Origin of the sequence: Micromonospora trifolii (assembly GCF_022229005.1) — a bacterium.
In the GTDB taxonomy this organism is placed as follows: domain Bacteria; phylum Actinomycetota; class Actinomycetes; order Mycobacteriales; family Micromonosporaceae; genus Micromonospora; species Micromonospora trifolii.
Genome location: NZ_JAKKFD010000037.1, coordinates 100,139 through 112,594, shown reverse-complemented (window position 1 = coordinate 112,594; position 12,456 = coordinate 100,139). Strand labels below are relative to the sequence as shown.

Annotated in this window: 11 protein-coding genes and 1 pseudogene; 3 read left to right on the top strand and 9 right to left on the bottom strand. The window is 70.7% G+C overall.

Translation table 11 applies throughout. From position 1 onward, the window contains the following. Window positions 1-125: 125 nt before the first annotated feature. From NIE79_RS22695 to NIE79_RS22685, 3 genes are all read right to left on the bottom strand, one after another. Window positions 126-1,001, bottom strand: coding sequence for a sugar ABC transporter permease (locus tag NIE79_RS22695; RefSeq protein WP_238680470.1), 876 nt, complete (start codon window positions 999-1,001; stop codon window positions 126-128). A gap of 108 nt (window positions 1,002-1,109) precedes the next feature. After that, window positions 1,110-2,753, bottom strand: a complete 1,644-nt coding sequence (locus tag NIE79_RS22690; RefSeq protein WP_238680469.1) for an ABC transporter permease subunit — start codon at window positions 2,751-2,753, stop codon at window positions 1,110-1,112. Continuing rightward, the gene (locus tag NIE79_RS22685; RefSeq protein WP_238680468.1) at window positions 2,753-4,000 is read right to left on the bottom strand and encodes a sugar ABC transporter substrate-binding protein; all 1,248 of its coding nucleotides are present in this window, start codon (window positions 3,998-4,000) and stop codon (window positions 2,753-2,755) included. The genes NIE79_RS22690 and NIE79_RS22685 overlap by 1 nt, the downstream gene beginning before the upstream one ends. Before the next feature lie 198 nt (window positions 4,001-4,198). On the opposite strand from NIE79_RS22685, the gene NIE79_RS22680 reads away from it, so the two are divergent. The 3 genes from NIE79_RS22680 (at window position 4,199) to NIE79_RS22670 (ending at window position 7,491) form a co-directional block, all read left to right on the top strand. Further along, window positions 4,199-5,245 (top strand): LacI family DNA-binding transcriptional regulator, encoded by a 1,047-nt coding sequence (locus tag NIE79_RS22680; protein WP_238680467.1) that lies wholly within the window; start codon window positions 4,199-4,201, stop codon window positions 5,243-5,245. 32 nt (window positions 5,246-5,277) lie between these two features. After that, window positions 5,278-6,912, top strand: a complete 1,635-nt coding sequence (locus NIE79_RS22675) for a glycoside hydrolase family 13 protein (protein WP_238680466.1) — start codon at window positions 5,278-5,280, stop codon at window positions 6,910-6,912. 207 nt (window positions 6,913-7,119) lie between these two features. Beyond that, on the top strand, window positions 7,120-7,491 hold the full coding sequence (locus NIE79_RS22670; protein WP_238680465.1) for a VOC family protein: 372 nt from the start codon (window positions 7,120-7,122) through the stop codon (window positions 7,489-7,491). Between the two features lie 4 nt (window positions 7,492-7,495). Here NIE79_RS22670 and NIE79_RS22665 read toward each other — a convergent pair whose 3' ends face one another. The 6 genes and pseudogenes from NIE79_RS22665 to NIE79_RS22640 form a co-directional block, all read right to left on the bottom strand. Then, window positions 7,496-7,933, bottom strand: a complete 438-nt coding sequence (locus tag NIE79_RS22665) for a hypothetical protein (protein ID WP_091394593.1) — start codon at window positions 7,931-7,933, stop codon at window positions 7,496-7,498. Between the two features lie 81 nt (window positions 7,934-8,014). Beyond that, complete coding sequence (locus NIE79_RS22660) at window positions 8,015-8,401, bottom strand: GntR family transcriptional regulator (RefSeq protein WP_238680464.1); 387 nt, start codon at window positions 8,399-8,401, stop codon at window positions 8,015-8,017. Then, entirely contained in the window at window positions 8,401-9,327 is a 927-nt protein-coding gene (locus NIE79_RS22655) for a YihY/virulence factor BrkB family protein (RefSeq protein ID WP_238680463.1), read from the bottom strand. Before NIE79_RS22655 ends, NIE79_RS22660 begins: the two co-directional genes overlap by 1 nt. Window positions 9,328-9,451: 124 nt before the next feature. Next, a complete protein-coding gene (locus NIE79_RS22650) occupies window positions 9,452-10,021 on the bottom strand; it encodes a 2'-5' RNA ligase family protein (protein ID WP_238680462.1) in 570 nt (189 codons plus the stop codon). Between the two features lie 25 nt (window positions 10,022-10,046). Continuing rightward, complete coding sequence (gene trpS / locus NIE79_RS22645) at window positions 10,047-11,072, bottom strand: tryptophan--tRNA ligase (RefSeq protein ID WP_238680461.1); 1,026 nt, start codon at window positions 11,070-11,072, stop codon at window positions 10,047-10,049. Window positions 11,073-11,312: 240 nt separating this feature from the next. Then, window positions 11,313-12,275 (bottom strand): annotated as a pseudogene (locus NIE79_RS22640) (hemolysin family protein); the annotation flags it as partial. Between the last annotated feature and the right edge of the window lie 181 nt (window positions 12,276-12,456).

Below are 12,456 nucleotides of genomic sequence, written 5' to 3'. Positions count from 1 at the left end.
GTGGAACCGCCAGCGGCTAGTGAAGCAGGCGCGCCACCGTTCGCTGGCCCGCTCTCGCTGAGCAGCGTCGTGGCGGTGCCGAAGCACAGTACCTCGCGCCACCGGAGGTCGACCGCCCCCCGGCCTCAACCCTTGACGGCGCCCGAGGTCAGCCCGGAGACGATGTACCGCTGGAGGAACTGGAAGACCAGCACCGTCGGGATCGCGGTCAGCAGGGTGCCGGCCGCGAAGATCCCGAAGTTGTTGTTGCGCTCATTGCCCTCCAACAGGCCGTACATCCCCACCGCCAGGGTCTTGGAGTCCGTGCTGGTGAGGAAGACGTTGGCCATCAGGAACTCGTTGATGGTGCCGATGAAGGCCAGCAGCCCGGCGACCGCCAGGATCGGCGCCACCAACGGCAGCATGATCCGGAAGAAGACCTGGGCGTGCGAGGCGCCGTCCATGGTCGCCGACTCGTCCAGCTCCCGGGGCAGCGTGTCGAAGAAACCCTTCATCAACCAGGTGTTCACCCCGAGTGCACCACCCAGGTAGAGCAGCAGCAGGCCCCAGGGAGTGTTGAAGCCGATCGACGGCCACAGGTCGGTGATCGTGCCGAAGATCAGGTAGATCGCCACGATCGCCAGGAACTGCGGGAACATCTGGATCAGCAGCAGCGAGAGCAGCCCCACCCGGCGGCCACGGAACCGCATCCGGGAGAACGCGTACGCGGCGAGCGCCGAGAGGAACACCGAGGCGAACGACGCCACCCCGGCGATCAGCAGTGAGTTGAGGAACCACCGGCCGAAGGCGGTTCGCTCGAACAGTCCGCCGAAGTTGCCGAGGGACACCCCGCCGGTCGGCACCAACTCGGTGGTGGACAACGTGCCGAGCGGGTTCAGTGCGGCGGAGAGCACGAACACGATCGGGAAGAGGCTGAACAGCACGCCGAGCACTGCCACCAGATGCCGCCAGCCGACCTGGGCGAACCAGCGGTTACGCCGCACCCCGTTCCTCGCGCTCACGCGAGCCACCTTTCGTTCGCGACTGCGGGGCTCGCAAGCTCACTCCTCGCGCTCACGCGAGCCACCTTTCGTTCGCGACTGCGGGGCTCGCAAGCTCACTCCTCGCGCTCACGCGTACACCTCTTCCTGTTGGCGGGTCCGCCGGAAGCTCACCGCGGAGACCACCGCGACGATGGCGAAGATGAACAGTGAGATCGCGGCGGCGAAGCCGAACTGCGCGCCCTGCCCGCCGAAGGCCAGCCGGTAGGTGTACGTGATGAGCAGGTCGGTGGCACCGTTGGCCGGGTTGTCAGCGGGGAAGGGCGCGCCCTCGGTGGTCAGGTAGATCGCGTTGAAGTTGTTGAAGTTGAACGCGAACGACGAGATCAGCAGCGGGGAGAGCGCGACCAGCAGCAGCGGCAGGGTGACCGCCCGGAAGGACTGCCAGGGCGATGCCCCGTCGACCGATGTGGCTTCGGTCAGCTCACGCGGGATGGCCTGCAACGCGCCGGTGGCGACCAGGAACATGTACGGGTAGCCGAGCCAGAGCTGCACGAGGATGACCGCGAAGCGGGCCGTCCACGCCTGCCCGAACCAGTCCACATTCACCCCGAACAGGCTGTTGATCAGCCCGAAGTCGGCGTTGAACATGTCCCGCCAGGCCAGCAGCATCGCGAACGACGGCATGGCGTACGGCAGGACGAGCAGCACCCGGTAGAAGTTGGTGCCGCGCATCCGGGGCGAGTGCAGGACCAGGGCGATCAGCATGCCGAGCAGGAACGTTCCGCCGGTGGAGCCGATGGCGAAGGCGAAGTTCCAGATGAGACTGCTCAGGAACGGGCCGGAGATGTTCTCGTCGGTGAGCACCCGGGTGAAGTTGGTCAGCCCGACGTTGACCTTCCAGCCCTGGGCCAGCCGCTCACCGTCGGCGGCGACGAAGGCGCCCGCCTCGGCGTCGGCGGTCCAGGTCTGCCCGGTCTCGGCGTCCCGGACGCAGTCGCAGCCGGCGTCGTACGCCCGCACCGCCTTGCCCTCGTACGCGCGGGACAGTCCGCTGGAGCGCACCGCGCCGCCCGGGGTGGGCACCACCAGATCGGTGATCTCCTTGCTGCGGGAGCTGGCCTGGCCGACGGTCAGCACTGTGTACCCGTCGGCGGCGGTGACCCGGCCACCGGTGGCGACAGTGACGTCGGCGGGGTCGAGTCGGCGCAGCCCGTCAGTGTCGCCGACGGAGACCGCGCCGGTGCCCGGGTCGGTGACCAGGAAGACCAGCGCGCCGGTGGCCGGGTCGCCCTTCGTGGCGATGGACAGGGCGTACTCGGCGGACCCGGGTACCTGGGTGACCGACGAGGACCCGATGGCGACGATCGCGTCGTCCTTGCTGCCCCGGTGCCCGTCGCCGAAGTTGGTGAAGGCGGTGCTGGCGGTGTAGAGCACCGGGAAGACCTGGAAGGCGATCAGGAACAGGGTTCCCGGGACCAGGTACTTGGCCGGGATGTGCCGGCGGGTGAGGTACAGGTAGAACAGCCCGGCGGTGCACGCCGCCAGCAGTGCCAGGCCGGGCCACATTCCGGCGGCGATGAGCGGGAACGCCGCCCAGACCGCGACACCGGCGGTCAGGCCGAGCAGGAGCACCTTGCCGGCGAGACCGGTCAGGCTGATCGGCGCGTCGTCGCGGGTACGCGACGGGCGAGAGCGCGGGGGGCGGGAGCCGGCGGGCTCCCGGCCCGGGGCCTGCGTGGCAGACCCCGGGCCGGACAGCGGCGTACTCATTACTTGATCTGGCCGGAGATGGTCTTGCCGGCCGCGGTGATGGTGCTGGTCGGGTCCGCCCCGCCGATGACGGCTGCCTCGGCCTTGCCGAACGGGTCCCAGATCGCCGCCATCGCCGGGATGGCCGGAAGGACCTGCCCGTTCCTGCCCGCCTCCTGGAACTTGGCCAGGTCCGGGTCGGTGCCCTTCACCTGGTCGAGGGCGGCGGTCAGCGCCGGCGGGCGGGGCTCGGCGTTGTACAGCGCGACGGCCAGCTCGGGAGTCGTGGTGTAGTTGGCCACGAACTCCTGGGCCAGCGCCTTGTTCTTGCCCTTGGCGGCGACGTAGAACGCCTGCACGCCCACGAACGGCTGGGCCTCCTTGCCACCGGCGAAGCCGGGGATCGCCGAGATGTCGTACTTGATGTTGGCCTTCTTCACGTCGGCCACGGCCCAAGGCCCGGAGACCAGGTACGCGCACTTCTTGCCGGTGAAGGTGGCGATCGAGTTGGTGTCGGCGATGGAGCGCTTGAGTACGCCCGCGCCCTTCTCGCCGAGCGCGCCGATCTTCTTGAAGGCTTCGATCGACTCGGGCTTGCCCACGCCCAGGTCCTTCGGGTCGTAGTCCCCGTTGGCGCCGGTCCCGAAGAGGTAACCGCCGGCCGAGGTGTACAGCGGGTAGATGTGGTACGCGTCGCCGTTCTGGCCGACCTGGAGGCAGAGCGTCTCGGTGGCCTTCTTCGACGCCTTGAGCGTTTTGCCGGCGGCGACCAGGTCCTCGATGGTCTTCGGCGCCTCCGGGGCCAGCTCGGTGTTGCGGATCAGCGCCAGGTTCTCCTGCGCGTACGGCACTCCGTAGAGCTGGCCGTTGAAGGTGACAGCCTTGATGGCTGTCGCGTTGAAGGCGCTCTTCTGCTCGGCGGCGAGCTGCACCGGGTCGATGGCGCCGTTCTGCACCAGGTTGCCGATCCAGTCGTGCGCGCCGACCACCACGTCCGGCCCGCTGCCCTGCTGGGACGCGGTGACGAAGTTGGTCTGGAGGTCCTTGCTGACGGCCTGGACCTCGACGGTGACGCCGTTCTCCTGGCCGAACTTCTCGGCGAACGGCTTGAGGGCGGCGGTCCGCTTGTCGTCCGCCCAGATCACCAGTTTGCCGCCGGCGGCCTTGGGGGTGTCCTTCGCGGCCGGCTCGTCGCTGTCGCCACCGCAGCCCGAGGCGGCGAGCGCCAGGGCGAAGAGGGCGACCACACCCGCGGTACGGATGCGCATCGGTGCTCCTGTCGTCATGGCGGTCCGCCGGGGGAAGGGCGGCCCGCCAGTGGAAACCTCTGGAAGTTCTTGCCATCCGGCGCACGGATGCTGCGCCGCTGCTCTCGCATGTTGCGGGGACGTTAGCAAGACGTTGCAAGTAATGGAAGGGCTTGCAAGACACCCCGCAAGAACTTGCCGGTGGGCTAAAGTGCCGCCATGCGCGCTCGACTGTCCGACATCGCCCAGCAGGCCGAAGTCAGCGAGGCCACGGTGTCGCGGGTGCTCAACGACCGCCCCGGCGTGGCCCCGGAGACCCGGCAGGCTGTCCTCACCGCCCTCGACGTGCTCGGGTACGAGCGCCCGGCCCGGCTGCGTAAGCGCAGCGCCGGGCTGGTCGGCCTGGTGGTGCCGGAGCTGGACAACCCGATCTTCCCCGCCTTCGCCCAGGTCATCGAGTCCACACTGGCGCAGAGCGGGTTCACCCCGGTGCTCTGCACCCAGACCGCCGGCGGCGTGACCGAGGACGAGTACGTGGAGATGCTGCTGGACCGGCAGGTCTCCGGGATCGTCTTCGTCTCCGGGCTGCACGCCGACACGGCCGCCAACCACGACCGCTACCGGGCGCTGCTCGCCCGGCCGTTGCCGGTCGTGATGATCAACGGGTACGTGCCCGGCATCGGCGCGCCCTTCGTCTCCTGCGACGACCGGGAGGCGGCCGAGCTGGCCGTCGCCCACCTGGTCGCCCTCGGGCACCGGCGGATCGGCCTGATCACCGGCCCGGACCGGTTCGTTCCGGTGCAGCGCAAGGTGGCCGGCTGGCGCTCCGCGATGACCCGACTGGCCGGCGTCGCCGAGGCCGACCTGGGTCCGCTGGCCGAGCTGTCACTGTTCGGAGTGGAGGGTGGCGAGGCCGCCGCCGGCCGCCTGCTGGACCGCGGCGTCACCGGCGTGGTCTGCGGCTCGGACCTGATGGCGCTCGGCGCGATCCGGGCCGCCCGCCAACGCGGCCTCAACGTCCCCGACGGCCTCTCCGTGGTCGGCTACGACGACTCCCCGCTGATGGCCTTCACCGACCCGCCGCTGACCACGATGCGGCAACCGGTCACCGCGATGGCGGTGGCCGCCGTCCGCGCCCTGGTGGACGAGATCAACGGGCACGGCGCCCCGCACTCGGAGTACCTGTTCCGCCCGGAGCTGGTGGTGCGCGGTTCCACAGCTGTCGCGCCGAGTTCCGCCCGTCTGTCTTACGCAAGATCTGCTTGACTCTTGCAGCAGCCGGCCGGCATATTGCTCGAATGATCAGCACCGCCACCCCGCCGCACGCCACCGACGACGACTGGTGGCGCTCCGCGGTCGTCTACCAGGTGTACGTCCGCAGCTTCGCCGACAGCGACGGCGACGGCACCGGCGACCTCCAGGGCATCCGGCAGCGCCTGCCGTACCTGCGCGACCTCGGGGTGGACGCGCTCTGGCTGACCCCCTTCTACACCTCGCCGATGATCGACGGCGGGTACGACGTGGCCGACTACCGCGACGTCGACCCGATGTTCGGCACCCTCGCCGATTTCGACGCCATGATCACCGACGCGCACGCCCACGGCCTGCGGATCATCGTCGACCTGGTGCCCAACCACACCTCCAGCGCGCACCACTGGTTCACCGCCGCGCTCGCCGCCGGCCCCGGCTCACCGGAGCGGGCCCGCTACCTCTTCGCCGACGGTAAGGGCGCGCACGGCGAGTTGCCTCCGAACGACTGGGAGAGCATCTTCGGCGGCCCCGCCTGGACCCGGATCGCCGACGGTCAGTGGTATCTGCACCTGTTCGACCCGTCGCAGCCGGACCTGAACTGGCGTCACCCGGAGGTCCGCGCCGAGTTCGAGGACGTGCTGCGGTTCTGGCTGGACCGGGGCGTCGACGGATTCCGCGTCGACGTGGCGCACGGCATGATCAAGGCGGAGGGGCTGCCGGACGTCGGCTTCAGCACGGCAACCACCGGCCAGCGCCAGGTCGAACTGCTCGGCAAGGGCCGGCTGCCGTACTTCGACCAGGACGAGGTGCACGAGATCTACCGGGCCTGGCGGCCCATCCTGGACAGCTACACGGGCGGTCGGATGGCGGTCGCCGAGGCGTGGGCCGAGACGCCACAGCGCCTGGCCCGCTACATCGGCCCGGACGAGCTGCACCAGGCGTTCAGCTTCGACTTCCTCGACGCCACCTGGTCGGCCGACTCGTTCCGCAAGGTGATCGACACCGCGTTGGCCGAGGCGACAGTGGTCGGGGCGCCGACCACCTGGGTGCTGTCCAACCACGACAAGCAGCGGCACGTCACCCGGTACGGCGACGGCGTCGAAGGGCTGCGCCGAGCCCGGGCCGCCAGCCTGCTGATGCTCGCCCTGCCCGGCTGCGCCTACCTCTACCAGGGCGAGGAACTGGGCCTGCCGGAGGTCCTCGACCTCCCCGACGAGCTGCGCCAGGATCCGGCGTTCCTGCGCACCGGCGAGAGCCGCGACGGCTGCCGGGTGCCCATCCCATGGAGTGGTGAGCTGGCCCCGTACGGCTTCGGGCCGGCCGGCAGCGAGCTGAGCTGGCTACCCGCCCCGGGTCTCTGGCAGGCGCTGTCCGTCACCGCGCAGACCGGCGTGCCCGGCTCGACCCTGGAGCTGTACCGGGCCGCGCTGCGGATCCGCCACGTCCACCCCGCGCTCGCCCTCGACGCCGACGGGGTCACCTGGCGGGAGAGCGAGCCGGGCGTGCTGGCCTTCTCCCGCTCCGCCGGCGCGACGGTGCTGACCTGCGTGGTCAACTTCAGCGGCGCTCCCGTCCTGATCGACGGGTACGGTCAGCCGCTCGTTGCCAGCGACGAGCTCACCGAACAGGGCTCCGGTCAGCTGCTGCCAATTGACGCGGCAGTCTGGTTGGAACGGCCCTGAACGGGTAACTCGTTGTCGACCTGGTCGTTCGTCGTGCCCCGCGCCGACGGGCGACTGGGCTACCGACCCCTTGTGGTGGGGGGTGAGGTGCCACCGGCGCCGCGCGGAGTCCGCTCCGCGTGGCGCCGGTGTCCGTGCGACGCCGGTGGTTACACCCGCGGACGTCACGGGTACCGCATTGGGCACCATCACTACGGAGGTGACCCCATGGTGGTACGGATCGCCCAGTGCACGCTCGACGTCGAGGACCTGGACCTGATGGTCTCGTTCTGGTCAGCGGCACTCGGCTACGAAATCGAGCAGGGCGACGACGGCAGCGCCAAGCTCTGGCCGCCGGGGCAGCCGTCCGCCGCCGCGCCCACTGTGTGGTTGCAGGGCTCGGGCACCGCCAAGCGGGGCAAGAACCGGCTGCACCTCGACCTGGTCGCGGACACGGACCCCCAAGCCGAGGTACGACGGCTGCTGAGCCTCGGCGCGCGGCAGGTCGACGTCGGGCAGACCGGGGCCGAACAGTTCACGGTGCTCGCCGATCCCGAGGGCAACGAGTTCTGCGTGCTGGACCACGGCCCGACCCGCTGACCTCCTACTTCGCGGTGAGCAACGCCGCGATCCGGGTGAAGCCGGCGCGTACCTCGGCCTCGTCCGGCGGTTCGGCGGGCTCACCGTGGCCGGCCTCGTCGGCCGCCGCGTCCAACTCCTCGTCGATCACGTCCTCGAAGTCCCCGTACAGGTCGGCCCCCTCCACCTGGCGGGCCTCGTCCTCGGCGGCGACCTGCGCTGCGGCGATCTCGCTGCGGATCTCGTCGGCGGACAGCGCCGGCAGCAACGGCTCCACCACGGCCATCAGTTGCTCCTCGGCCACCACCGCCTCGGCCAGGGCCAACGCGTGCGGTCGCTCGTACGGCCCGCAGACCACCGGCTCCCACTCGTCGAGATCACCGAGCGGTCCGAAGGTGATGATCCACGGCAGGCCGAGGAGCGGTGAGTCCGCCGGCAGGTCCAGTGTCATGAGTGCGCCCACCGGCTCATCATGGTCCGCGAACGCGAGCGCCGACGCCGTTCTGCTCGGTTATCGCCCGTCCGACTGTCGATCGGCGGCCGGTCAGCCGGGGCGGGCGGCGTCCAGGGCGGCGCGGACCAGGGCGAGCGCGGTGGCCGGCGGCACGCCGAGCCGGGCCGCCTCCGCCGCGTAGCCGGCCGCCGCGCGCTGCAACCGGTCGACAGCGTCGTCCCGTCCGGGGGCGACGAAGGTGCCGTTGCGTCCCCGCGTCTCCAGCAGCCCGGCCGCCTCCAACTCCCGGTAGGCGCGGGCCACGGTGTTCGCGGCCAACCGCAGGTCGGCGGCGAGCTGCCGGACGGTCGGCAGTCGGCTGCCCACCGGCAACCGGCCGTCGCCGATCAGCTCGGCGAGCTGCACACGCACCTGCTCGTACGGGGGCACCGACGAGTCCGAGTCGACCGAGATCAGCACCTGCGCGCCTTCCGTCATCAGCCCCCACCGCCCGGCGTACCGGGATCGATGCCCTCGTCGACATCCTTCGGTGGCGCGGGGGTTTCCGCCAGGTCCACCACTCGGCCGTTGGTGCTGGTCGCCAGGAGCGCCGCGCCGAACAGCACCAACTGGTTGAGCAGGTAGAGGTAGAGCAGCAGACCGACGGCACCGGCCACCACGGTGTACGCCGGGTTCCGCTCGGTCCGCACCACGTAGTACCGCCCTACCGTGTTCAGCAGCGTGATACCGACTGCCACCAGCACCACCACCGGGCGCAGCCGGGACCGGCTCATCCGCAGCCGGGGCACTGCCAGTAGCAACGCGGTGGCGAGCACTGTGTTGACCAGCACGCTGAGCACCGCGCTGATGGTGGTCAGACCCACCGACCCGGTGCTGCGCAGCAGGAAACGCAGCAGCGACTCCAAGGCGTCCACCGCCGCGACCGAGACGCCGAGCAGCACGAAGACACCGATCATCACGCCCAGGTCGACGAGCCGCCGCACCACCAGATTGCCCGGCTGCTGGTTGAGCTGGTACATCAGCCGCTGCGAGGACCGGATGGCCTCCACCCAGCCGATCCCGGTGAAGACCAGGATGACCAGGCCGACCACACCGACAGTGCCGCTGGAGTTGGCGATCTGCTCGGCGTCCAGGAACGGCAGATTCTCCTTGAGGAAGTCGGCAGCCGCCGCGCTGACCTCGTCGTTGTCCTCCAGGATCGCGCCGAAGATGGAGAACGCCACCAGGGCGAGGGCGAACACCGCGAAGAAGCCGTAGTAGGCGATCGCGGCGGCCAACCGGCCGGCCAGCACCTCGCCGTACAGCACACCGGCCCGCCACACATGATCGAAGAGCCCCGACCGGTGGCGCGCGGCGCTCACCCAGCGGTCGATGCCCGCCTCGATCTGGCCGATCACGTTCACGCGATCATCCTCGCCGATCTCCCACCGCTGTAGTGGCAACCGGCTCCCGATGCTCGCCGGCCGGCGCGTCGCCGACGCTTCAGGTGCTGGCGGTTCGGTTGCCGACGGTCTGGTTGCCGGCGCTTCAGTTGCCGAGGCAGAAGTCCCGACGCGGCTGCCACCTGGCCTGCCCGCTGTGCGAGAAGAGAGTGAACCCGTCGACCTCGAACATCGCGGAGAAGTCGGCCAGATCCTCGTACACCTTGTCCAGCGCCTCTGGTGTCACGTCCTGAGCCACTGTGACGTGCGGATGGTACGGGAACCGGAGTTCGCGGTGCAGGCCCGGCGCCGCGGCGATGGCCGCGGCGAGCAGCTCGCACTCGCTGATCCCGGCGGCCACCGCGACGAAGACCACCTGGGTGACCGGACGGAACGTGCCGGTGCCCCGCAGGTGCAGCGTGAACGGCAGGTGCGCGGCGGCGACGGCGGCCAGGTGCCGCTCGACCGCCGGCAGGTTGGCCGTTCGGATCTCGGTGGGCCCGAGCAACGTCACGTGCGCGGGCACCGCCAGCGGGTCACCGGCCTCGACCCGCCGCCGGGTGAGCAGGGCACCCCACGGCTCGGGGATGTCCACCGCGATGCCGATCTGGATGGTGTCGCCGGTCGGCGGCACCCCGCCACTGCGATCCACGCTTCGCGCCGCCCCTCCGACCACCGAGCCGTCCACCTGTACCGCGGAGCTACTCGCCGCGTACGGGCGGGAAGAACCCGACCCGCTCGTACGCGGACCGCAGTGTCGTCGCGGCCACCGCACGGGCCTTCTCCGCGCCGGCCGCGAGAAGCTTGTCCAACTGCGCCGGGTCGTCGAGGTAGGCGCGGGTGCGCTCCTGGATCGGCCGGACGAAGTCCGTCACCACCTCGGCCAGTTCCTTCTTCAGATCGCCGTAGCCGCGGCCCGCGTACGCGGCCACCAGCTCGTCGATGCTGCGGCCGCTGAGCGCCGAGTAGATGGTCAACAGGTTGGACACACCCGGCTTGGTCTCGGCGTCGAAGACGATCTCGCGACCGGTGTCGGTCACCGCCGAACGGATCTTCTTCGCCGACCGGGCCGGATCGTCCAGCAGGTCGATGATGCCGGCCGGTGAGGACGACGACTTCGACATCTTCGCGGTCGGGTCCTGCAAGTCGGTGATCTTGGCAGTGTCCTTGACGATGTGCGGCGCGGGCACCGTGAACGTCGCGCCGAACAGCGAGTTGAAGCGCTGGGCCAGATCCCGAGAGAGCTCCAGGTGCTGGCGTTGGTCCTCGCCGACCGGCACCGCGTTGGCCTGGTAGAGCAGGATGTCGGCGGCCTGGAGGACCGGGTAGGTGAACAGCCCGACGCTGGCCCGCTCGTTGCCCTGCTTCTGCGACTTGTCCTTGAACTGGGTCATCCGGCTGGCCTCGCCGAAGCCGGTGATGCAGCCGAGCACCCAGGCCAGCTGCGGGTGCTCGGGCACCTGCGACTGGACGAACAGGGTGCTGCGTTCCGGGTCGAGCCCGACCGCGAAGAGCTGGGCCGCCGCCACCCGGGTGCGCTGGCGCAGCAGCGCCGGATCATGCCCCGCGGTGATGGCGTGCAGGTCCACCACGCAGTAGAACGCGTCGTGGGTGTCCTGTAGCGCCACCCAGTGCCGCACCGCGCCGAGATAGTTGCCGAGGTGGAACGAGTCGGCTGTCGGCTGGATGCCGGAGAAGACGCGGGGCCGGGCGGGAACGTCGGACATGGCGATAATTCTGTCAGCAAGCAACCCGGTCCGTCATGACGGGCCGGCGGGTCGGCTCCGGCCCGCCGGTGCCGGGGTGCTGACCTCGCGTGGTTCGCCCGCGCCGACCCGGCGCGTCGGCCCGACCGCGACCCGGCGGTGCTGCGCCGCCACCGTCTCCCGGACCTGCTCGGGGCCGCCCGCCGAGGCCGACGCGGCGTCGTACTCGCGGCGCCGCCCGGTGCTCTGACCGGTGCTCTGCTCGGTGGTGCGGGCGGCGGAGACGGCCAGTTGGGCCACGCGGCGGCCGTCCAACGTGAGCACCCGCAGCAGCCAGCCGGCCGGCAGTTCGGCCGGATCGGGCGCGCCGGCCCCGGCGGGCTCACCCGGCACCGGCACCTCGTCGCCGGTAACCGGGAGCCGCCCCAGCGCGGCCATGACGAACCCGCCCACCGTCTCGTACGGCCCGGCGGGTAGTGCCACCCCGGTCCGCTCGGCGAAGTCGGCGAGGTTGAGGCGGCCGTCCACCACGGCGGGCAGGCCGGCGTGCACCGGGTCCGGAGTGGCGTCGTACTCGTCGTGGATCTCGCCGATCAACTCCTCGATGAGATCTTCCAGGGTGACGATCCCGGCAGTGCCGCCGTACTCGTCGACCACCACCGCGAGGTGCTGGCCCTCCCGGCGCATCTCGGTCAGCGCGGCGAGCACCCGTTTGCTGCCCGGGAGCCGCTTCACCTCCCGGGCCAGCTCGCCGACGGTGAGGCACGGGTCGGCGTCCGGGCGCAGCAGCACGTCACGCAGGTGCACGAAGCCGACCACGTCGTCGTGCGTGCCGTCGGTGACCGGGTAGCGGGTGTGGGTCTCGGCGCGGACCAGTCGGGCGGCTTCGACGATGGTCAGCCGCGCCGGGAGGAAGACCACCTCGGTGCGCGGCATCATCACCTCGCGGATCAGACTGGCACCGGCAACCAGGACCTCGTCGATGATCCGCCGCTCGTCCGGGTCGAGCACCGTGTTCGCCGCGACCAGATCCCGCAGGTCGGCCTCGGAGATGTGCTCCCGGCCGGCCGTCGGACCGGTCCCGAGCAGGTCGGTGACGAGCCGGGTGGCGCCGTCCGCGGCGCGCACCAGCACCCGGGCGACGGCCCGGGCGAGCGGGCCAGGGTCGCGGCGGGGCTGTGCCCGCGCGTGTCGCCGGAGCCCGGTACGGGCCGCTTCCCGCATGACAGAGATGGTAGACACCGTGGGCCCACCGCACCGGGGATCACGCGGAGCGGCGGGCAGATGTTCGGCTCTGTTTAATCATGAGAGATTATGATGGAATGGGGTTGACGGTGGCAACGGCGAGAGCGCCGGCCACCGCCCTAGTGTGATCACCGAAGGGCCACGTCCCGGGCGGGCCAGG